This window comes from Mucilaginibacter terrigena, assembly GCF_004168255.1.
Taxonomy (GTDB): Bacteria; Bacteroidota; Bacteroidia; order Sphingobacteriales; family Sphingobacteriaceae; genus Mucilaginibacter; species Mucilaginibacter terrigena.
In genome coordinates this window covers 638,578-659,588 of sequence record NZ_SEWG01000003.1, presented here as the reverse complement: position 1 = coordinate 659,588, position 21,011 = coordinate 638,578, and the positions used below count along the sequence as shown (strand labels likewise).

19 protein-coding genes and 3 tRNA genes are annotated in these 21,011 nt (G+C 40.0%); 12 read left to right on the top strand and 10 right to left on the bottom strand.

Going from position 1 to position 21,011, the window contains the following annotated elements; genetic code table 11:
- Window positions 1–1,916: 1,916 nt before the first annotated feature.
- From EWM62_RS10120 to EWM62_RS10100, 5 genes are all read left to right on the top strand, one after another.
- Complete coding sequence (locus EWM62_RS10120; RefSeq protein ID WP_129876521.1) at window positions 1,917–2,474, top strand: head maturation protease, ClpP-related; 558 nt, start codon at window positions 1,917–1,919, stop codon at window positions 2,472–2,474.
- 303 nt (window positions 2,475–2,777) lie between these two features.
- Complete coding sequence (locus EWM62_RS10115) at window positions 2,778–3,020, top strand: hypothetical protein (protein ID WP_129876520.1); 243 nt, start codon at window positions 2,778–2,780, stop codon at window positions 3,018–3,020.
- Window positions 3,004–3,471 (top strand): lysozyme, encoded by a 468-nt coding sequence (locus EWM62_RS10110; RefSeq protein WP_203235020.1) that lies wholly within the window; start codon window positions 3,004–3,006, stop codon window positions 3,469–3,471. The genes EWM62_RS10115 and EWM62_RS10110 overlap by 17 nt, the downstream gene beginning before the upstream one ends.
- Window positions 3,468–3,719, top strand: coding sequence for a hypothetical protein (locus EWM62_RS10105; RefSeq protein ID WP_129876519.1), 252 nt, complete (start codon window positions 3,468–3,470; stop codon window positions 3,717–3,719). Before EWM62_RS10110 ends, EWM62_RS10105 begins: the two co-directional genes overlap by 4 nt.
- 1 nt (window position 3,720) lies before the next feature.
- Entirely contained in the window at window positions 3,721–4,176 is a 456-nt protein-coding gene (locus EWM62_RS10100) for a hypothetical protein (RefSeq protein WP_129876518.1), read from the top strand.
- 14 nt (window positions 4,177–4,190) lie between these two features.
- Here the strand turns inward: EWM62_RS10100 and EWM62_RS10095 are convergent.
- Window positions 4,191–4,274, bottom strand: a tRNA-Leu gene (locus EWM62_RS10095).
- Between the two features lie 78 nt (window positions 4,275–4,352).
- A tRNA-Leu gene (locus tag EWM62_RS10090) sits at window positions 4,353–4,436 on the bottom strand.
- 147 nt (window positions 4,437–4,583) lie between these two features.
- On the opposite strand from EWM62_RS10090, the gene EWM62_RS10085 reads away from it, so the two are divergent.
- The 4 genes from EWM62_RS10085 (at window position 4,584) to EWM62_RS10070 (ending at window position 7,874) form a co-directional block, all read left to right on the top strand.
- Window positions 4,584–5,558 (top strand): WD40/YVTN/BNR-like repeat-containing protein, encoded by a 975-nt coding sequence (locus EWM62_RS10085; RefSeq protein ID WP_162499823.1) that lies wholly within the window; start codon window positions 4,584–4,586, stop codon window positions 5,556–5,558.
- A gap of 130 nt (window positions 5,559–5,688) precedes the next feature.
- Window positions 5,689–5,761: transfer RNA gene (locus EWM62_RS10080), tRNA-Lys, on the top strand.
- 290 nt (window positions 5,762–6,051) lie between these two features.
- Window positions 6,052–7,296: a site-specific integrase gene (locus EWM62_RS10075; protein ID WP_162499822.1), complete on the top strand. Its 1,245-nt coding sequence runs from the start codon at window positions 6,052–6,054 to the stop codon at window positions 7,294–7,296.
- Between the two features lie 50 nt (window positions 7,297–7,346).
- On the top strand, window positions 7,347–7,874 hold the full coding sequence (locus EWM62_RS10070; RefSeq protein ID WP_129876515.1) for an ORF6N domain-containing protein: 528 nt from the start codon (window positions 7,347–7,349) through the stop codon (window positions 7,872–7,874).
- Between the two features lie 179 nt (window positions 7,875–8,053).
- On the opposite strand, the gene EWM62_RS10065 is transcribed toward EWM62_RS10070, so the two are convergent.
- Together EWM62_RS10065 and EWM62_RS10060 are read right to left on the bottom strand one after the other, a co-directional pair.
- Window positions 8,054–8,659 carry an RloB family protein gene (locus EWM62_RS10065; RefSeq protein WP_129876514.1) on the bottom strand — a complete coding sequence of 202 codons (606 nt, stop codon included), beginning with the start codon at window positions 8,657–8,659 and terminating at the stop codon, window positions 8,054–8,056.
- Between the two features lie 6 nt (window positions 8,660–8,665).
- Window positions 8,666–10,024, bottom strand: a complete 1,359-nt coding sequence (locus tag EWM62_RS10060) for an AAA family ATPase (RefSeq protein WP_129876513.1) — start codon at window positions 10,022–10,024, stop codon at window positions 8,666–8,668.
- A 731-nt stretch (window positions 10,025–10,755) separates the two neighbouring features.
- Between EWM62_RS10060 and EWM62_RS10055 the strand changes: the two genes are divergently transcribed.
- From EWM62_RS10055 to EWM62_RS10045, 3 genes are read left to right on the top strand one after another with little or no spacing between them, the layout of a single operon-like run.
- The gene (locus EWM62_RS10055) at window positions 10,756–11,955 is read left to right on the top strand and encodes a ComEC/Rec2 family competence protein (protein ID WP_129876512.1); all 1,200 of its coding nucleotides are present in this window, start codon (window positions 10,756–10,758) and stop codon (window positions 11,953–11,955) included.
- Window positions 11,936–14,218, top strand: coding sequence for a ThiF family adenylyltransferase (locus EWM62_RS10050; RefSeq protein WP_129876511.1), 2,283 nt, complete (start codon window positions 11,936–11,938; stop codon window positions 14,216–14,218). Before EWM62_RS10055 ends, EWM62_RS10050 begins: the two co-directional genes overlap by 20 nt.
- A 13-nt stretch (window positions 14,219–14,231) precedes the next feature.
- Window positions 14,232–14,915, top strand: a complete 684-nt coding sequence (locus EWM62_RS10045) for a hypothetical protein (RefSeq protein ID WP_129876510.1) — start codon at window positions 14,232–14,234, stop codon at window positions 14,913–14,915.
- A 297-nt stretch (window positions 14,916–15,212) separates the two neighbouring features.
- Here the strand turns inward: EWM62_RS10045 and EWM62_RS10040 are convergent, their stop codons facing one another.
- The 6 genes from EWM62_RS10040 to EWM62_RS10025 form a co-directional block, all read right to left on the bottom strand.
- Window positions 15,213–16,274: a DUF932 domain-containing protein gene (locus EWM62_RS10040; protein WP_129876509.1), complete on the bottom strand. Its 1,062-nt coding sequence runs from the start codon at window positions 16,272–16,274 to the stop codon at window positions 15,213–15,215.
- Between the two features lie 4 nt (window positions 16,275–16,278).
- A complete protein-coding gene (locus EWM62_RS19475) occupies window positions 16,279–16,446 on the bottom strand; it encodes a hypothetical protein (protein WP_203235019.1) in 168 nt (55 codons plus the stop codon).
- Window positions 16,447–16,452: 6 nt separating this feature from the next.
- Window positions 16,453–16,581, bottom strand: a complete 129-nt coding sequence (locus EWM62_RS19680) for a hypothetical protein (RefSeq protein ID WP_262708471.1) — start codon at window positions 16,579–16,581, stop codon at window positions 16,453–16,455.
- Window positions 16,582–16,648: 67 nt separating this feature from the next.
- On the bottom strand, window positions 16,649–17,275 hold the full coding sequence (locus tag EWM62_RS10035) for a hypothetical protein (protein WP_129876508.1): 627 nt from the start codon (window positions 17,273–17,275) through the stop codon (window positions 16,649–16,651).
- A gap of 546 nt (window positions 17,276–17,821) precedes the next feature.
- Window positions 17,822–18,058, bottom strand: a complete 237-nt coding sequence (locus EWM62_RS10030; protein ID WP_129876507.1) for a hypothetical protein — start codon at window positions 18,056–18,058, stop codon at window positions 17,822–17,824.
- A 6-nt stretch (window positions 18,059–18,064) separates the two neighbouring features.
- Entirely contained in the window at window positions 18,065–21,007 is a 2,943-nt protein-coding gene (locus tag EWM62_RS10025) for a DNA polymerase III subunit alpha (RefSeq protein WP_129876506.1), read from the bottom strand.
- Window positions 21,008–21,011 lie beyond the last annotated feature (4 nt).

Genomic DNA, 21,011 nt, shown 5'->3' with positions numbered 1-21,011 from the left:
AATTATCAGAATAAATAATGTAATTCAATAAATTCCAAAAATCCTCTGAATTCGAGTTCAGACAATCCTATTGACACACTTGTGTCACCATCACAATCAATAATAGTCCCGATATTTGTATAGTTCAAATCGTCTGAACCGGAATTTGTAGAATTAAAGAATTATCAGAATAAATAATGTAATTCAATAAATTCCAAAAATCCTCTGAATTCGAGTTCAGACAATCCTATTGACACACTTGTGTCACCATCACAATCAATAATAGTCCCGATATTTGTATAGTTCAAATCGTCTGAACCGGAATTTGTAGAATTAAAGAATTATCAGAATAAATAATGTAATTCAATAAATTCCAAAAATCCTCTGAATTCGAGTTCAGACAATCCTATTGACACACTTGTGTCACCATCACAATCAATAATAGTCCCGATATTTGTATAGTTCAAATCGTCTGAACCGGAATTTGTAGAATTAAAGAATTATCAGAATAAATAATGTAATTCAATAAATTCCAAAAATCCTCTGAATTCGAGTTCAGACAATCCTATTGACACACTTGTGTCACCATCACAATCAATAATAGTCCCGATATTTGTATAGTTCAAATCGTCTGAACCGGAATTTGTAGAATTAAAGAATTATCAGAATAAATAATGTAATTCAATAAATTCCAAAAATCCTCTGAATTCGAGTTCAGACAATCCTATTGACACACTTGTGTCACCATCACAATCAATAATAGTCCCGATATTTGTATAGTTCAAATCGTCTGAACCGGAATTTGTAGAATTAAAGAATTATCAGAATAAATAATGTAATTCAATAAATTCCAAAAATCCTCTGAATTCGAGTTCAGACAATCCTATTGACACACTTGTGTCACCATCACAATCAATAATAGTCCCGATATTTGTATAGTTCAAATCGTCTGAACCGGAATTTGTAGAATTAAAGAATTATCAGAATAAATAATGTAATTCAATAAATTCCAAAAATCCTCTGAATTCGAGTTCAGACAATCCTATTGACACACTTGTGTCACCATCACAATCAATAATAGTCCCGATATTTGTATAGTTCAAATCGTCTGAACCGGAATTTGTAGAATTAAAGAATTATCAGAATAAATAATGTAATTCAATAAATTCCAAAAATCCTCTGAATTCGAGTTCAGACAATCCTATTGACACACTTGTGTCACCATCACAATCAATAATAGTCCCGATATTTGTATAGTTCAAATCGTCTGAACCGGAATTTGTAGAATTAAAGAATTATCAGAATAAATAATGTAATTCAATAAATTCCAAAAATCCTCTGAATTCGAGTTCAGACAATCCTATTGACACACTTGTGTCACCATCACAATCAATAATAGTCCCGATATTTGTATAGTTCAAATCGTCTGAACCGGAATTTGTAGAATTAAAGAATTATCAGAATAAATAATGTAATTCAATAAATTCCAAAAATCCTCTGAATTCGAGTTCAGACAATCCTATTGACACACTTGTGTCACCATCACAATCAATAATAGTCCCGATATTTGTATAGTTCAAATCGTCTGAACCGGAATTTGTAGAATTAAAGAATTATCAGAATAAATAATGTAATTCAATAAATTCCAAAAATCCTCTGAATTCGAGTTCAGACAATCCTACTGACAAACCTCTGTCACCAAAACTAAAAACAATTATCCCGACCTTTGACATATGCCAACCGGCATTCAAAACCAACTATTTCTAAACCATGATTTTCTTGATCTAAGGATTAATAGGATTTAAAATCAAGGTCATCAGGAAAATCCTATTAATCAAGGTTCAGACAATCAATCGGTAAAATCATCACCCAATCGATGAAATCCAAAACAATAATCGGTGTAATCGCACCAAAATCTGTGTAATCACAACAAACAAATGAAAATATACCTATACGATACCGAAACGGATTGCATTGGCTCGGGGAGCCTGTCGTCCGCCTATGTAAAATCACAATTAGATGCAGCTGCCGGCGCCGATGTAGCGGTACATATCAGTTCGGTAGGTGGTTCGGCCTTTGATGCCATAGCCATTTACGACCTGCTGAAGAAGTACCCTGGCAACGTTACCACCTATATAGATGCCCTTGCGGCGTCGGCAGCGTCGGTGGTGGCCATGGCGGGCGGCAAAATTGTAATGAGCAAGTATGCCCTGCTCATGATCCACAAACCTATGGTAGGCAGCGGCGGCAATGCCGATGAGCTTTTAAAAGATGTGCAGATGTTAAATGTAGTGCAATCGCGCCTGGCGCAGATCTACATGGACAAATCCGGGTTGGACGGGGTTACCGTTAATAGTTTGATCAACTCCGTCACCTGGATGACTGCCGGGAATTTAAATAGTGAACCAGTTGTTTCGTCGCTTCACCAAAGTAAGTTTCGCCCACAGTGGCAAGTTTCTTTTCATTATAATGACTGTAGTTGTGAATTTCTTTAAGTTTTGCAAGATCTGGAAATTCTGCCAAAACATTACTTAGCATATTCTCATTGAAAAAATCGTCTAATACAATGCTTGGAAAGGGCTTAGCGTTAATATATTCAGACTTTTCATCTTTAGCAACCTTAGCAAGATCACTGTATTTGTCATTTAAGAAGTTCATGAATGGCTATTACAATTTTTTTAAATCAAGACCGAAAATACGCAGATTATATTAAAAGACAATGGCTATTTAGATCAAGCCTTCGCTAAAATAGCGCGAGCAACTTATTCTTCTTCCAATTTTTCAATCTCTTCTTCCCCATGCAAAACAAACTAACCCTTTGGCAGCGCGTGCGCAGCGATACGCCTGCATTTTTTAAATGCGCGCAATTATTTGGTATCGGCTTGGTTGGCTTGGGTACTTCACTTAGCCAGGTGGCGGGCATGTCTGCCAAACTTACCACGGCTCTTATCTCTATAGGTAGTACCATAACCATTGTTGCCCAATTTGCGGTTAAACAATACCAACCCTTAAATACAAAACCCGATGATGACATTAAGTAAGCGCGGTATTGCCATCATAAAAAACTTTGAGGGGCTGCGCCTGAATGCCTACCAGGATATAGCCGGGGTATGGACAATTGGATATGGTTCTACTATGCATAACAACGGCAGGCCCATTAAACCTAACGATAAATTGGCAAATGAGGCGCAGGCCGAACTACTTTTAAAAAGCACATTAACAAATTACGTAAATACATTAAACACGGTGGCAACAGTGCATTTATCCCAAAATCAGTTTGATGCCTTGGTTTCATTTATTTTCAATGTGGGCACCGGCGCGGCAAAATCATCTACCTTATTGAAAAGGTTAAATACCGGCGATTACCGGGGCGCGGCTGACCAGTTCCTGGTATGGAACAAAATTACCGACCCTTATACCGGGAAAAAAACAGCTTCTAAAACCCTAACCCAACGGCGCGAACAGGAGCGCGCATTATTCTTATCCGAATGACTTCTATAGAACATCGCCAATTAAAAGGTATAACAATCAAGAATATCGTGGTCACCATTATAAGCACCGCCAGTATCGTCGCGTCGGTAATGACGACTTATTTTGAGCTTAAAGGCGACATTAATGAAGTAAAGCTCGATCAACAGTCACAAACGAGGGTCAACGAGATTCGCTTAAAAGTGCTCGAAAGTCAAGTTGCAGTGCTACAGCGCGAAATGGAAGAAATTAAACCTACAAAACACCAATAATATGAGTATCAAATCATTCCTCACAAAAATATGGGGCACTATTCAATCATTATTTAATAGCATCCCGTCCGAAATTCAGTCAGCAGTGCATATTGCCGTTACCTTAACAGAAAATGTAAAAAGGTTTGTTGATTCGCCTATAGCTGATGTATTAACAACTATTATACCGGGTGATATTTATGATAAAATTAAGCAGTCGTTACGCAGCGGGCTACCTGTTATCCTTAGCAATTTAAAACTTGCGGACCAATGCGGTACTCTTTCAGATCCCGAAGAGATCACTAAATGTGCTATACAAACACTTCAAAAGTTTGATGGCGCCTTAAAGAACGTATATCTGCACACGCTTTCTTTATTACTTACCCAAATCACGGCAGATGGTAAGTTAAGCTGGAGCGATGGCATTTGCGTAGTTGAGTGGTATTACAAAAACAAATTTAAACCAAAAGAGGATTAATTTGATAAAGATAGTGCCCGGAACGAGATTCGAACTCGTACATCCTTACGAATGCCACCCCCTCAAGATGGTGCGTCTACCAATTTCGCCACCCGGGCCTTTATCAAGTACAAAGTCTTAAGTTAAAAGTTATCACCTTTCGGCTTTGAGCTTTAAACTTAAGACTTAAATAGGTGTGCCCGAAGAGAGACTCGAACTCTCAAGAGACAATTCTCAACGGCTTCTGAGACCGCAACGTTTACCAATTTCGCCATCCGGGCATTTACAAGGTTGCAAATATAATTTTTTTAGCCAATGTGGTTGAAATAAATAAAAAAAACGTCGATTTTGCGAAATGGGGTTCAAAGGGTAACTTCGGTAAAAGTTACAACATGCCTAACAGACGCTACATTTTAACAACAATATTTTTGCTTTTAGTTATTTGCTTAAAAGCCCAAACTATTACAACACTGCAACAAGGCAAACCAACCAGTATCAGGGGGTTGTCGGTGGTTGACGATAAAGTAGCATGGGTAAGCGGAAGTAAGGGAACTATCGGCCTGTCAACCGATGGCGGAAGTAACTGGATATGGCAACAAATTAAAGGGTTCGAAAAATCGGACTTTAGAGATATCGAGGCGTTCTCTGATAAAGAAGCTGTAATAATCAGTTCAGGTTCTCCAGCCTACATATTAAAAACGATAGACGGTGGTACAAGCTGGAATATAAAATATCAAAAAACTGATACCGCTTACTTTTTAGATGCAATGGACTTTGCAGATAAACTGCACGGTTTTGTGTTGGGTGATCCAATAAATAATAAATTCCTGCTTTTGGAAACTATAGATGGCGGAGAAACCTGGAAGCCGGCCGTAAACCCTCCAACTGCGTTAAAAGATGAGGCCGCATTTGCTGCAAGCGGCACCTGCTTACGTGTCGACAAAACCATCACTATAGTTACTGGTGGTAGCAACAGCCGTATCCTGACCTCACCAGTTGGAGGAAAAGCATGGACGACGAAAGAATTACCGCTTACCAATGGCACTGGAAGCAGGGGGGCTTTCTCTGTTGCATATGGTGGTTACCAAAAAGTTATTGTAGGTGGTAATTATGCAAACGATAAACAAACCGACTCGGTAGCTTACCTGCTTCCTCAAAAAAATGCAAATTATAAAAATAATATTCCCGTAGTTGGGCCTGCAGGATATCAATCATGCGTGGAATATATCAAAGATAATACTTTTTTATCTACAGGCACTTCGGGTACCAACATAACAAAAGATGGTGGCAAAGTATGGCTCAAAATTGATGATAACAGTTATAACGTTTGCCGTAAAGCTAAAAATGGAAGTTTAGTTATATTAGCTGGCGATAGAGGTAAAATAGCCGTATTAAAATTTTAAAATTGTGTGTTTGAAGCACTTATTGTAAACTTTACAATTTATTAAAAATAGGCTTGTGGTTTATATCAATAAACCCTATATTTGCACCACTTTAAACGGAAACGGTATTACAACCGAAAAGTTAAAAGTTGATTCCGTAGCTCAGCTGGTAGAGCATAACACTTTTAATGTTGGGGTCCTGGGTTCGAATCCCAGCGGGATCACAAAGACCACCCAACAGGTCGAACGTTTTGAAGTAAGAGCCTCTTGAAAAAGAGGCTCTTTTTTGTTTAAACGCGGTTTTTAGCTTAGAAACCGACTTTTTTGAAAACTCTCCCTCTACTTTTCTTAAGAATTTTAATGCAGGTTAGTTCAATCTAATTCAAAGTAATCGGTAACCTATTCGGTAACCTATTGGTTTTTCCGAAATTAGGTTACCGAATTAATGCTGGTGCCTTGTATTAGTTTGATTTTCAGTTTAAAAACATATTGTTTCATTTTTAAACAAAATCTCATGAAAGTAAATGAAGATCTATCAATTCTATTTTGGCTGAACCGCCAAAAAGCATCTAAAGACGGATTAGTTCCAATTTGGGTAAGAATTACCATTAATGGAAAGCGTGATGGCTTTTCATCGGGTAAAAAAATCCATCCTGACGCCTGGGACGAAAAGGCGGCTATTGCAAGTATGAATTGCCCCGATTATAAACTAATAAATAGCTATGTGGTTAAAACAAGGGTGGAATTAGAAAAGCACTATAACCAGCTTGAAGCGGTAAACAAAAAAGTAACTGCGACAATGGTTAAAGATGCCTATATGCCAAAACAGATTTTACAAAAAACCCTGATGCAGGCGTTTAAACTTCACAACGAAGAATTTGCAGAAAGAGTTAGCAAGAATAAAGGAAGTAAAGGTACTTTAGTCCGCTATGAGCGATTAAAAGATAAGGTACAAGATTTCCTTAAGAAAAAATTAAGACTAGCCGATTTAGCATTAGAAGATATAGAAATGGCTTTTGCTGTTAATTTCTTCCATTACCTCACAATGGAAAATATTGGGGATAATACTGCGATGAAATACGTAAAGACTTTAAAGCAGATCATTGATCGTGCTATTGATGAAGGTTGGATTAAACACAATACCATATCAGGCTTTAAATGTACTTATGTTGATCCAGACAGAGAAACGCTTGAAATGCACGAGTTAGTAGGAATGTATGAAAAAGAAATTACTGTAGAACGTCTAGCTGAAGTGCGCGATGTATATGTATTTTGTTGCTTTACTGGTTATGCTTATGAAACAGTTTACAACCTTGAACCGGCAAATATTTTCAAAGGGCTGGATGGTAAATTGTGGATTACAAAAGACCGGCAGAAAACTGGCGTTGAAGAAACGGTGCCGTTATTACCTATTGCCCTAGCAATAATTGAAAAATATAAAAATCATCCTTATTGCATAGCTGAAAACAAATTACTGCCTGTTAATAGCAATGTTCGCTACAACGCTTATATCAAAGAAGTAGCAACTATTTGCGGAATTAAAAAAGAACTTACCACTCACACAGCCCGACACACTTTTGCAACAACGGTTCTCCTAGAGAATGATGTACCTATTGAAACGGTAGGAAAATTGTTAGGTCATAAAGATTTACGTTCAACCCAGATCTATGCCAAGATTACTAAGCGTAAAATCAGTAATAATATGAAAGTATTGGAAAGTAAAATTTTTAGTGAACAAGGTCTTTTAAAAGTATCATGAATCTAAGTTGATATCACAAATTGTGATATCAACTTAAAAGTAAAAATATTATGGAAAATAAGATGATTTTACCCGATGAAATAGTAATGAATCAAATTTACTTCATTAGGGATCAAAAAGTAATGTTAGACAAACAATTGGCAGAATTATACCAAGTTTCGACCAGCGCCTTAAATCAAGCAGTCGCAAGGAACTTTAAAAGGTTTCCACCTGATTTTATGTTTCAACTTAACAATAATGAATGGGCAAACTTGAAATCACAAATTGAAACATCAAGTTGGGGAGGTCGCAGAAAGTTGCCTTACGCCTTTACTGAACAAGGTGTTGCTATGCTCTCCGGGATATTAAGTAGCGAAAGGGCGATTGCGGTAAATATTCAAATTATGCGGGTATTTATTCGAATTAGGCAAATGCTTATTGATAACACAGAATTACGATTAGAAATTGAAAAAATAAAAAATAAGCTAGATAACCAAGATAAAAACATGGAGATTGTATTTCGTTATTTAGACGAACTTATCGAAGTAAAAGATAATCCTACTCCTAGGAAACAGATCGGCTTTAAGTCGTATGATTAATCTATGGGATTTGAAATTGAAATCTTTCAATTGATAATTTAGTTTTCTTCCTGAAACGGACTGATCTAGTTAACGTATCGGTGCTCATTACGATTAAATTAGTTTCCATCTGTCGGCGGTTTAAGGTAGGCTTAGTTTGATAATGTTGATTGTTGGCGTTAGTTCATTGCGCCATTTTATTAAGGATGCTGTTGAAAGTACCATTCAAAGAAACGGAAGGTTTCTGCCCTGGGGTAAAGCATGTCTTGTGCGGCCCGATTTACCTCCAGCCTTCTCCCGTTTGGAATGGCGTTTTCCTGTAATTGGTCTTTATATCTTCGGTAGAGTTTGGCGCCGGCTAGGAATCTTTGTGATTTGGCATAATTTGGTATCCGGTTATTTCTACTCAATTCAGCTACCACTTCGTTACAGTTATTGAAAAGCCTTCCGGTATAAACGAAGTGTAACAAGAGCCAGATTTCAAAACACGGATTGTTTTCCAATACGATCACCCCCGATGCTTCCGCGTTTGCTTTATCCTGTTGGTAGGATGCAACGGTATGATCCTGGATGATCTTATCCATATCGATCAATGCGAAAACCCGGTCATAACCTGCTTTCAGGTTTATCGCCCGTTCGAGCACACCCTCGTAACTCCCCAATTTGCGTGGATAATCGGGAAAGATAGAAAGGTTCGCTGGCCGGTCGGTATCCCGCACATCTGCGAAATAAATACGTTCGGTTTGACCGTCACCAACGATAGCCACCGTTTCTTTAGCATTTCTGCTGATAATATTTCTTGACATCGGCGCTTATTCGGTTAGATAAGGAGAGCCAAGGTTGGGTTTGGCACCAAGCCGCCCTGTCTTATAAGCATTGATTAGGCTTGCATCTTTTCTAAGGGTGGTCGTGTCGAAATCTGCGGCAGAAAATAAAGAAACGGAGCCGTCAGTTCCTTTTTCGCTGAACCAAAGTGCATCCCGCCTTATAAAATCCTGATCCTCCATTAAAGAAAGGTTATGGGTGGTGATCAGCATTTGTGAGCTTTCGGCATTCATTAAAAATACTTGCAGGAAGTGTTTCATCAGGTCAGGGTGCAAGGAGGTTTCCAATTCATCGATGCACAATAAATGTGAGCCATGTATTAATTCATATAAGGGGCCGCCCAAACCAAAGTACCTTTTGGTACCGCTGCTTTCCTTTTGTATAGATAAGGGATAATTCTTTCCGTCTCCAACGTGGTGCATAAAATCGATCCTGCGTTCGCTCGGGCCGCCATAGTACCTTTGCTGGGGTGCTGCTTGCAGCATCCCGGCACCTACACCTTTAATGGTTGTTGTAATGGCAACACTTCCTTGCGGAATTATCCTGTTTTTTAATTCAAAATGATAGGCATCATCCAAAGGCATACCGATCTGATCGTTCCATTCGGGAACCATGACCTGGGTGATTTGGTTATCGGCCTTATTTAAAAAGTCATTGATCCAGTCATTGATCTTCGGATTTTTATCGATTAGGGTAGCGGTTACCTCGGTCAGGTTATGGGCAGAGGTGACCATGCCTAATAAATACATGCTGAACCATTTATTAAGATCTTCCAGTTCCGGGATGTCTACGTTAGTACGGGCATAGGCACCAAAGACAGTGTTGTTATGTAGCGTATTACTTTCGATCAGATCCCTTTCTCTGGCTGGTATTTTGATTTTACTCCCAAATTGGATTTTAGACAGCCTTTTTTCAATGTCGGTTTCCCTGGTAAATAGTTCAGTTGGTTTTATGCTTTGATAAAACACCAACTTTTCGTTCAGAATAGATTGCTTATTAAAATTAATGGTATAAATATAGCGTAGGCCTGCCATGTAAAACGACAATTCAAAGAAGGAAGGGATATCGTAGGCTCCATCGCAAAACAGGAAGGGGTCAAAGTTGAGTTCGCTTGCTTTGTTTTCCGCAGGCCTTAACAAGATGCTTCGCAGGAACTCTATAGCTTTTAAAATTGTTGTTTTTCCTGACGCGTTAGCCCCGTAGATATAAGCCAGTTTTAAAAGTTTCCTGCCATCGAGCATCAGCACTTCGTAGGCATCTTCGGCTATATTTTCTGCAACTTCAAAATTTATTTCCGCTTCGTCTTTGACCGGGCCGAAATTCCGTATTTTGAGATAATGAATCATTATAAACTTAATTTTCGTAGAATATTAGTAAATATACACTCAATATTCTTAATTTTAAAATCAAAATTTTATTGGGCAATAAAATTAATCTAAAATTAATAGTAATCATTGGCAGTAATTTTATAAAATAGCTAAAAATAATGGCAAGTTGGCAGGATGGTGGGGACGGTGAAAAGTGAGATTGAACTGACAATTAGTCAGTGGATAATTTTAAAACGTGGAATTAAGCGTTTTATTATCGCCAGTTTATTTTATGGCACAATTTTCAACGCAATTAGGAGATTCGTTCTTTATAAAAAGAAAAGCCTGTATGGAGTTGCGGTCCGTACAAGCTTTACAGTATGTCATGTGTTTCAGGAAACGGCTAATCACCGTTGGCGTACTAATATGACCGTTGCTTTTTTTTATTACGTGCAAAAGTATAAAAAGTTTGATTTAATCATAATTTAAACGCTTTGTAACAGTATTATTATCATCATATCTTAAAAACCTGATTCCGGAGTAGCGCTTTCTGACACGATACAGAATGAAAGCTTTTAGAATCCTTGTATAAAGGGTTCAAACTTTTGCAAAAACAATACAATGCAAAAACATGGAAATTCGGCTGCATTGCGCCGATCAGGAGCGGTTAAGATACCTTCCTCCTTTGTTATGCCCACTAATAGGGCTGGTCTAAACTGTCAAACCGAACGGATAACTGTTCAATTTTCCCAGGAAAGGAGCGTGAACTGATGGCTGACGCTACTAAAAACACGATTAAATTCTACCCGGTATGTAATGGCGATCAGTCGTTGATCACGCTGGCGGATAAAACAACGCTATTGGTTGATTGCAATATCCGGGAATCAGCGAAGGGTGACGATGATGAAAAATTATACGATGTTCACGAAGACTTGTTAGCATCTATTCAAAAGGATGCCAATGGGATACCTTTTGTTGACGTTTTTATTCTGACGCACGGCGACCAGGATCATTGCCGAGGTTATGAAAAGAATTTCTACCAGGGCGACCCAAAAAAATATTCGGATACCGATAAAAAAAATAAACTGATCCGGGTAGATGCTATGTGGTTTTCTCCAATGATTGCGGAAGAACATAAAAACGACGATGAACAGGCTTATCAAAAAGAAGCGGAAAGACGTTTGGATTTGCACCGAAGGAACGATGCGGCGCGTAACGATGCTGGTAACAGAATCAGAATCGTCGGCTATGACGGCAATAAAAAATATGCCGACCTAGACAAAATGAGGTCAATACCCGGCGATATAGTGACGCGCTTCAACGATAAAGACCAGGATACTTTTTCTGTTTTTATCCATTCGCCGTTTAAAAAGCACCTTGTGGCCGAAAGTCCAGATAAGAAGAACTCTACCAGCATTGTTTTTCAGGCCCGGTTTAAGGAAAAGAAATCGGATACTAAATTTATTACCCTGGCAATTTTTGGCGGTGATTCTGATCACGTTGCCTGGGACACCATCTTAAAGGAAACAAAAAAATCCGGTAAGGATAAGAGTGAGGAAGCGCTGAATTGGGATATTTTTTTAGCGCCCCACCATTGTTCCTGGTCATTTTTTAATGACCGGCCACAGGAGAATAATACAGAACCTAAAAAGACTTCGTTGGAGGCTTTGGATTATAAGCGTGGCACCAGCCCTAAAGTGATTGCTTCCTGTAAAAAGATTGTTGTTGCCAAACCGAACCCGCCACACGATGCTGCTAAAAAACAGTATGTCAAAAAGGTGGGTGATGACAATTTCTGGAATACGACGACACACATCATAAAAGATGATACCCCGCAACCTATTATTTTTGAAATCACCACACAAGGCCCGATGAAGCCAAAGTTAACCGAAGGGGCGGCTAAAGCTATTGGTGGTGCCGGTTTGGGTATTGTTAATTCTGCTTCAAAATATGGCAGCGGAAACATTTAGTAAAAGTCTACCGGAATTTCCCGGTACGATAGAGAATCCCGCTTTACGGGATTCTCTTGCTTTTTTACATGAGGTGATCGGCCCTGACTTCAAGATTTTAACCTGGGATGAAACCCGTCTAGCAGTTCCTGTCAAAATAAGAGTTGACTTGCCAACGCTTGGTAATCACGATGAAATTGATATTCAAAGTATCGAGCCGGTTGTTCTTGTTTTTAATTTGGCTGAATATCCTTCGGTATCGCCTATGGTTTTTACGGATCGGTTGGATTTTCCAAAAGACAAATTGGCGCATCTGTATATTGCAAAGAATGGCCGACCGCCAGCTTTTTGTTATGTAAGAGGGAATAGTGATGAATGGTATGCAAATAAGCGCATAGAAGATCTTTTAATCAGAGTGAGCAATTGGTTGCGTGATGCGGCAGCGGGTGAACTTACTGAAGACGGCGAGCAGTTTGAACCGTTGAGGCTGGAGGGTTATAGTGGTACGATTATTTATGATTACGACCTGTTCGCTGAAATTGTAAAAGGTAATAAATCATTAATTCCGGGGCAGAATTATACGGTCGCTTTGTTTGAACGGATGAAAGATGAAGATGTCAGCAGCTATAAGTTTATCAAAGTTTTGACGCTTGAAAATCTTTCGGCTGTTATTGAGCAAGTTGATAAAGAGAAGAAAAAGGACAAAGAAGCAGTTGACCGTAAACAATATCATTATGGATATATCTTATGGAATGAGCAGGAAGAAACCTTTGCGAATTATGTGATCGACTTCCCGCACAACTGGGAGGAGTTCAAATCTTTTTGCGCTTTATACAAGGTTGACATTACGGAGTTTGAAGATACAGTAGCTACCGCGGATGGGAATTATTATGTTTCGTTCCCGGTTATCGTGGGCATTAAACGCCCGTTAAACCTGATCGGGTATAGCTCCAATATTGAGTTTGTGAATTTTCGTTTCCGGGTGGATACCGCTGATGTTGCGGAAGGAAAGATCACCACTAATATCCCGGTTAAAATACAATTACATAACCAGCCTTTAACGCAAGCAAAAGCCAGGGTTATTTCCGGGCTTCCCGTTATTTTACCATTTCCAAATGTCATATTCGGTTGTGGCGCTTTAGGTTCAAAAATAGTGATGCACTTTGCCCGCTCCGGGCAAACAGGCTTTACACTAATAGATCCCGACTGTATTTCGCCCCATAACCTGGTCAGACATGCTTTATATACAGATGACGAGGGCTCCAATAAGGCCGTCGCACTGGCGGATAAGATTAAGAAAATATATCCACATGAAAAGCTGTGGCTGGCGAACGGGGCTTCTTTAAAAGATGGATTGTTTGAAAACCCCGATACCTTTAAAGTTTATAAGTGGGTGATGGATTTTACAGCTTCAGAGGCATTTTTTAATAAACTGGTGTTAACTAAAAGTATGGAAAATGCCCAAATATGCAGTGCGGGCATCTCTGATTTTGGTAATTTGGGTATTCTGTTGAAAGAGGGTGCGCATCGCAATCCACGGATAGATGATCTTCAAGCTATTTTGTATAGCCATTATAAGACAGATAAACAGATACGGGAATGGTTAAGTAGAGAGCAGGCCGCAAATACGAATGGTAATTTGATCGTTCAGGTTGGTGTTGGCTGCAATTCTGAAACAACTATCCTGTCTGATGATAAAGTTTCCGCGCACAGCGCCTACTTTGCGGGAGTGATCAAAAATGAAATGGGCAAAGCACCTGTCGGTGGCAAAATATTCCTGAACCGAATAACCGAAGGCGACGAGTATTCCATAGCGACCAGTTCCATATCTGTAGAGCCGTTTGACGTTATCCAGGCGATCAATGACCCTAGTTGGACTACCCGGTTTAAAAAAGGGATTCTGGAGCAAATAAAAAAAGATGCAGTTAAAGCTAAAAAAAATGAAACAGGTGGATTATTTACAGGGTTGGTTAACTATAAAACCAAAACGATCCATATCACCGATTTAATTTCTGCCCCACCAGATAGCAAAGCCAATAGCATTTGTTTTTTCAGGGGACATCAGGGCTTACCTGCGCAAATTCTAAAAGTTACCGACGGCTCGGGTGGTCAATTAGGCTATATCGGTGAATGGCATTCCCATCCTAAAGGGCCAAACGGGTTAAGCGATGTTGATATGGCCAGCGTATTTCGGTTTAAAAGCGAGTTCGCTGAATTAACTACGCCGTTACCGGTTTTCTTAACAGTTGTAACACCGGCAGGAATACTGCCTTTTGTTTATTAAAAATGAGATTATTATGAGTAAAGAGGTCAGTTTAAAAGAAAAGAATACGCTGCTGTTGTGGTCCTTCTTTATCTTCAATATCGCTGTTTTTATCTTTCTTTTTTTCGCGGACTATTTTGACGCGTTTACAAAGGATTATAAAACCATGCTATCGCTGCGGTCTTCCGGGATCTTAATTGCACCATTGGTGCTATTCATAGTGAATGGCCTGTTGTCCAGTAATCAAAAAGCGATATTGGTGTTTTGGCGGGTAAAATACCCCTTACCTGGTGCGCGGGCTTTTAGTATCCACGCACCTAAAGACCCGAGGGTAAATATGACTAACCTGCAAACACTACACGGAACGTTACCTGTCTACGAGCGGGATCAAAATGAGCTTTGGTATAATATTTACAAAGCTCATACCAAAGATATTGTTCTTGCAAAAAGCCATAAAGATTTTTTATTAGGGCGTGATATTACCGCTGTTGCCTTTCTATTCATTTTATTAGTGGGTATTCCATTTCTGTTTTTCGGTACTTCTCCGTTATGCTGGATTTATTTGGGTGGTTTGGTACTGCAATATTTGCTGACGGCTGTTGTGGCGCAAAATCATGGGAGACGTTTTGTGACGAATGTATTGGCTATCGCTTCAGTTAAAACTCCTAAACCAGCTAAAATGAGTAAACCAAGTAAAGCGAAGGATAAAAAACCTTAAATAACCCTTTGCAAATGCCTATGGATGGCAGAGTTTCATTTTATACTTAAAGATGGAAAATGTTTTATTAAAGGAGAACCAAAAGAACGCACTGAAAAATACTATTCGGATTCAATGAAATTCACTGTGGATATACCATTGTCAGCATTTACAAATTTCAACTTAAATTAAAGCGCCCCCTGTTTTAACCAAAGATCATCAAACCATAAGAAAACAGGGGGCGTTCTTCGGGCGGGCGATAGCCCGCCCGCCGGGGAGTTTTAGAAATAAGGGGGATTGCTCCCCCTTACCAGTAATTTAGTTATAAATCAATGCTTCGCTTCCCTGTGTAGCAAAATTCCTGCAAAGGTTAAAAGCGGTTTGGGCTCGTTGCTTTGCTGTGCCGTCCATGATAGATTTAAACTTAGCTTCATCACTTTTGAAACTGCGCACATTTTGAAAATAGCCCGTAACGCTGTTATATGCGCCAAATACCGTTCCCGCTGTTGTTTCCATTTGCTGGGTCTGGCTTCCTAATGCATATTCATACACGTTATCTACGATATTACTATAGTGTGTAGATAGCAAGTCAAATTTACCTTCCGCTAAATTTTCCAATACTTCTTTATTCGGTGCCATTGCAATCTGTATCAATTTTTTAACCTGTGCATCTGTAATACGGACTTTCGCCCACTGGTTAAACAAACCCTCCATTTCACCGCTTAACGACTTGCTGATACCCATTAGAGTATGAGCCTGTTTAAGTCTTTCCGTGGCAGATGCCGTATGACGGATTTTAATCGCCCCTGAATGATTATTCATAGCAGCGTTAAGCGTGTTATTGCATACTATCCTTATCGGTGTAAAAGCTGCGGTAATGCTTCCCAAGCCATCGTGCGAAGTGGTTAAAAACAAATATTGTTCTATCCAGTCTTTAACGCCTACCCGAATGTATTCGGGTAGTTTGGCGGTTATAAATAACCGCTCGCCATTACCTAATGCCCCCGCCGTTTCGTAGAGAATACCATCGCCACCGCCCACGATAGTGTCAAAGAACGAAAAAGCATCCCTATTCTGTACCACTTCATAATCGTTGCCAACTACCCCTAAAACCTGCTCAGTATCAGCCCGAACGGTTGCGAAAAAGTTGGGTACTTTTATTTCGGGGCTAATTGTCTCGGCACTGCCGAGATAATTTGCGGTATCATAGGTAAATAAAGGGCGTTTCTCTACGATATAGTCCAGCCCTGCGTGTTGTATCGCTTCGCTACTGGTTGGGTAGCGTTCTATAATTTGCCCTAAACCGTGCCAGGCCTTTTCTTTAACACTCATAAAGCTGTCTTTTCCTGTTTTCTGATTGAAATTTATTTGATGTGCCATGACTTTAATTTTTTGTATTCAGTTCAATAATTTTTGTTTGTAATACTTCCACGTTTGGGGTACTGCTTACCTGTAAAACCGTTTCGGATTGCAGTTCCTGTATAGCATCGTGTATGATGCTATGCGTGGTTTTGATGGTGACTTTCACCAGTAAAAAGATTTTATCTTCCATTGTCTTTTAAAATTGGTAGGTGTTCATAAAATCGTTTAACTCAAATTGGAAACGTGCGGGGTTTTCCTGCGCTAATTGCTCTGCGTAACCCTCCCAAAATATTTGGTTGGTTAACTCTATAAATTGCTCATACATAGGAATTGCTATTTTTTGTGAAACCAAAAAAAATGCTCCCGACACCATGCCGGGAGCATAACCAGTTTTAAGCATTAGGGAAAATGATATTTGCTTCAATTTCCGACAGTTTTTCCTGACAGGCATCAAATATGAATTGTGAAACCATGCGGATAAGGTTAGGCGTATTAGTGCCGAACTCGCGGCCTTTATCGTCTTTGATAATCAGCTTGCAACCCTGATATGGGTTACTTTCCAGTTCGTCGTTTTCTTCAACCAATTTAACCTCAAATTCTTCTAAAGTTTTGATGCGGGCAATCAGGGCTAAACGCTGAATACTTAAGCGGTGTAAATCGCCTACTGATTTTAGAGTTTGCTCTAAATTCATGGCAGGCTTGATATACCTGATTTCCGCTTTGGGTTCGTCCGCTTTTGGTGCTTCTGTCTTTGGCTCGCCCTTTACTTCCTGTTTTGCAGGTTGATTTGCAACGTTAGCGGGTTGGTTATCCACTGTAGCGGGGCTACTGGTCTTAACTTCGGCAGTTTTGTTTGCCTCAACTTGCGGAGTTTGGGCAGGTGTTTGATTTTTAGCGGGTTCATCTTGTTTGGCTTCCTTTTGGGTCAGGCTCGGGCGGTTTTCAACTCGGTTAGCTGTTTGGTTGTTTTTTGCTGCTGTACCTTGTACTGCGGTTGCATTTTTTTCTGCTGTTTTCATTTTTTAAATGATTTAAAAGGGTTAAAAATTTTGTTTTTTGTTCCCCTCTTTTCCCGAAGACTTTCCTTAAAAAGCTATTTTTCAAAAGAAAAAACGGAAAAAAAGAAAGCTCAAACAGCCGGTCGTAGAACTTACGTGGGAGAACTATAAGTCCCGAAGGGTGGCCGCAGCGCAGCGAAGGTCATTATGCGTTCGTACGCGGGAGTTGACCGAGCTTGAGTTTCTTTTAGGCCGTTTCGTTGGAAAATAGCATCTTAAAAGCATCTGATATTTTAGCAGTCATTAAGTGCCGAGCGAAGGCAAGCGTAGCTTTACCCAGCAGCGCGGGTAAACAAGTGAAGTTCTGAGAGAGGCTCTTAATTGGAATTGGAAGAAATTTAATTATTGCAAAGGCTTTTGCAGCGCAGCAAAAATGCGTTTGCGTCTGCTAATTTAATTGCATTTAGAAATTAACTGTCAAGGATTGCAACGGCATCCTTTTAACGAAAAGATATAGTGGAAAGCCTGGCCGGAGGGACAGTAAAAAAATACCTTTAGAGGCAATTGCTAAACATTATCTAAATTCCCTAACTGTTGATTGATACGGGCTAAATCACCCTCGGTAAAATTAGAATTCATTAATTGTCTGAATATCCCGGATTTCTCCTTTTTGATGTAGCCTTGAAATAAACCGTCGACAGTAACCATATAGCATGGCCCCACCTCCTCAGGTATTTTTTTAATATCAAACTGAAGGTCTAACAACTTACCGGCTATCTCGCAGCTAATTTTAAATCTTTCCATGGCTTATTAGTCGATTACTGGGTTTGTTAAAATGGGTAGTTTAGCAAATTTGAGTACCTCAATACTTGCAAAGCCAAATTCCTCCACCACTTTTCCGAGCATCAGGTAACAGCCCTGCCCACGGAATGGATAAGCTGGTGTCCTGTTGGGGAAGTGTACGGTATCAAAGAAATTGCCTTCAGCGTCAAGGAATGTTCCGAACCACATTTTTTGATTGTTTTTGGTATGCACTGTCTTTTCACAAACATAGCGACCTACCATCTTCACTGTTTGGCCGACATGATTGATCAGGTCGTTCGTCAGCAACTCGCCGCGATATTCTGTTTCCAGCAGGTCAAAAATTGTCATGGAGAGTGGGAAACCTAAAAGTTCCATTTCATGATAAGCGTCCTCCAGCTTTGTATTGAGCAATACGGGCAGGTTGTAATTTTTAGTTTCCAACTGAAAAAGTTCGGTGTCGTTTGTTGGTTTGACCTTTGTACCTAAAAGCAAGTGTACCTCCCAGAGCAAAGCCTTCTTGCTTTTTCCGGTGAAACGCAATGCGCCGATGCGTATGAGCGTGATAGCCTGTTCCAGCCCTATATTTGTCCGCCGGATAAAATCCTCCAAACTTTGGTATGGTCCATTAGCTTTCTGTTCGTCCGGTATAAGTTCCATCAACGTAGCCTCCAGGCCATGTATACCGACAAAGCCGAGGTAAACATCTACACCATGGATATTTACAATGGCGTCGCTATTATTGACACAAGGTAAATGAACGATGGCTCCTGATCTTTGCAGTTCATGAACATATAAATAACGATTATAAAAACCTCCATAATTATTCAGTACCGCGACCATAAATTCCCGTGGATAGTAGGTTTTCAAAAACAGGCTTTGATAGCTCTCTACCGCAAAACTGGCCGAGTGGGCCTTCGAAAAGCTATACCCGGCAAAGGACGATACCTGCCGCCATACTTCTGCCACTATATTATCCGGTCGGCCCAGTTTTTTTGCTTCTTCAAAAAAACGTTCGACGAGACGATCGAACTCTTTTTTTGAACGATATTTTCCGCTCATTCCGCGTCTGAGAATGTCTGCGTCCGTACCATCCATTCCGGCAAAATGAATACATATTTTTATCACATCCTCCTGGTAAACCATCACGCCATAAGTTTCTTTCAGCTGTTCTTCCATTACGGGATGCAGATAATTAACCTGATCCGGCGCATGATGAAATTTAATATATTCACCCATCATCCCTGAACTCGCAACTCCGGGGCGAATGATCGATGATGCGGCAACAAGAATCAGGTAGTTGTCGCAGTTAAGTTTGCGTATCAGCTGGCGCATTGCAGGTGATTCGATATAAAAACAACCAATGGTGTTGCCCGACCGCAATTGGGCGTTCACCACCGGGTCTTTCATGAACTTTTTAACCTGGTGTATATCAATCTTCTTTTCCTGATTTTCTTCAATCAGTTTCACTGCCATTTTAATATGGCCGATACCCCGCTGGCTAAGAATGTCATACTTATCAAATCCAATTTTTTCCGCTTCATACATATCCCATTGCACGGTTGGCATCCCCTTTGGCGGCAGGTCAAGCGCGGTATAATAAGTGATCGGATCTTCTGAGATCAAGACGCCACCTGCATGTATAGAACGCTGGTTAGGCATATTAGCCATGCGCTCATAAATGGCTGTTATTTTTTTAAAAACCGCATTATCACGATTAAACGCAGCGCGGGTCGCGTCTGTAAAACCGTCGATCTCGGCTTTGGGCAAACCCATCACCTTACCGATTTCCCGGATGATGCTCCGGTCTTTAAAGGTGGACATCGTTCCCAGTAAAGCCGTATGATCCCTGCCATAGCGTTTAAAAATATAATCCTGGACATCTTCCCGCTCATCCCAGGAATAATCGATGTCAAAGTCGGGCGGTGAGGTGCGCTGCGCATTGAGGAACCGTTCAAAGTACAGGTTCAATTCGATAGGATCAACATCGGTTATTTTTAAACAATAAGCTACAATACTGTTAGCACCAGAACCTCTGCCAACGTGATAATACCCCTGGCTCATAGAGTAGCGGATAATATCATGTGTAATCAGGAAATACGCGCAGAAATCCAATTCAAAAATCACTTTCAGCTCATGCCTGACTTTGGCTAAAGCTTGTTTGTTATTTTTGCCATAACGATACACCAAGCCTTTCATCGCCAGTTTTTCCAGCAATTCCCGGTCGTCCTTTTTATTACCCGAGAAAGTTTGACGGTTCAAATTCACGCGGCCTTTTGGATAATCCATCACACAGGAGTCCAACAGCTTACGGGTGTTGTCCAAAATAAAGGCATAGCGGGAATATTTTGCTTCCAGTACACCAGGGGGCATAAACATATCGGTCGGAGTGCATTTGTCGTTGCAAGTCACCATGGTGAGGACGGTGTTTAAGTCTATGCCGCGAAGGTATTCATGCAGGCGATATTCCACCTTATCCAAAACGAAGACAGGTTGCAGGGCCACCAATTTATCTTTAATAGCAGAGAGGTTCTTACCATACAGTTTATTGATCTCATCAAATCGTATACCCAAAAATTCATTGGCTTTTAGCTCACCCGCAAAAGAAAACGGATAGATAATATAGGCGTTTTGAAATGTTGGTGCAGCATCCGGAATCTCGGTTTGTGAGAGGTTATGTTCCGTGAGAAAATCATTTAACTCTTTCATACCTTCGCGGTTTTGAGCTAAACCGATATACAGCAATTTTTTTTGCCGCCTGAACTCAATTCCTCCAATGGGTTTTAAGCCTTTTTTGTCGCATTGGCGCATAAACTCCATAATGCCGGTGGAGTTATTGATATCTGTAAGTGCCATTTGGGTAACACCCCTTGCAATAGCCTCATCCACCAATGTCTCGATGGACATGGTGCCATAACGTAGGCTATATTGGGAGTGAACGTTCAGGTACATCGTT

Excerpts from the sequence above, each read along its gene's own strand:
- EWM62_RS10045 (WP_129876510.1), top strand. The coding sequence starts at position 14,232 with ATGAGTAAAGAGGTCAGTTTAAAAGAAAAGAATACGCTGCTGTTGTGG.
- EWM62_RS10035 (WP_129876508.1), bottom strand. The coding sequence starts at position 17,275 with ATGAAAACAGCAGAAAAAAATGCAACCGCAGTACAAGGTACAGCAGCA.
- EWM62_RS10065 (WP_129876514.1), bottom strand. The coding sequence starts at position 8,659 with ATGTCAAGAAATATTATCAGCAGAAATGCTAAAGAAACGGTGGCTATC.
- EWM62_RS10060 (WP_129876513.1), bottom strand. The coding sequence starts at position 10,024 with ATGATTCATTATCTCAAAATACGGAATTTCGGCCCGGTCAAAGACGAA.
- EWM62_RS10055 (WP_129876512.1), top strand. The coding sequence starts at position 10,756 with ATGGCTGACGCTACTAAAAACACGATTAAATTCTACCCGGTATGTAAT.
- EWM62_RS10030 (WP_129876507.1), bottom strand. The coding sequence starts at position 18,058 with ATGGAAAGATTTAAAATTAGCTGCGAGATAGCCGGTAAGTTGTTAGAC.
- EWM62_RS10120 (WP_129876521.1), top strand. The coding sequence starts at position 1,917 with ATGAAAATATACCTATACGATACCGAAACGGATTGCATTGGCTCGGGG.
- EWM62_RS10105 (WP_129876519.1), top strand. The coding sequence starts at position 3,468 with ATGACTTCTATAGAACATCGCCAATTAAAAGGTATAACAATCAAGAAT.
- EWM62_RS10040 (WP_129876509.1), bottom strand. The coding sequence starts at position 16,274 with ATGGCACATCAAATAAATTTCAATCAGAAAACAGGAAAAGACAGCTTT.
- EWM62_RS10025 (WP_129876506.1), bottom strand. The coding sequence starts at position 21,007 with ATGTACCTGAACGTTCACTCCCAATATAGCCTACGTTATGGCACCATG.
- EWM62_RS10110 (WP_203235020.1), top strand. The coding sequence starts at position 3,004 with ATGATGACATTAAGTAAGCGCGGTATTGCCATCATAAAAAACTTTGAG.
- EWM62_RS10050 (WP_129876511.1), top strand. The coding sequence starts at position 11,936 with ATGGCAGCGGAAACATTTAGTAAAAGTCTACCGGAATTTCCCGGTACG.
- EWM62_RS10075 (WP_162499822.1), top strand. The coding sequence starts at position 6,052 with ATGAAAGTAAATGAAGATCTATCAATTCTATTTTGGCTGAACCGCCAA.
- EWM62_RS10070 (WP_129876515.1), top strand. The coding sequence starts at position 7,347 with ATGGAAAATAAGATGATTTTACCCGATGAAATAGTAATGAATCAAATT.
- EWM62_RS19680 (WP_262708471.1), bottom strand. The coding sequence starts at position 16,581 with ATGTATGAGCAATTTATAGAGTTAACCAACCAAATATTTTGGGAGGGT.
- EWM62_RS10115 (WP_129876520.1), top strand. The coding sequence starts at position 2,778 with ATGCAAAACAAACTAACCCTTTGGCAGCGCGTGCGCAGCGATACGCCT.
- EWM62_RS19475 (WP_203235019.1), bottom strand. The coding sequence starts at position 16,446 with ATGGAAGATAAAATCTTTTTACTGGTGAAAGTCACCATCAAAACCACG.
- EWM62_RS10100 (WP_129876518.1), top strand. The coding sequence starts at position 3,721 with ATGAGTATCAAATCATTCCTCACAAAAATATGGGGCACTATTCAATCA.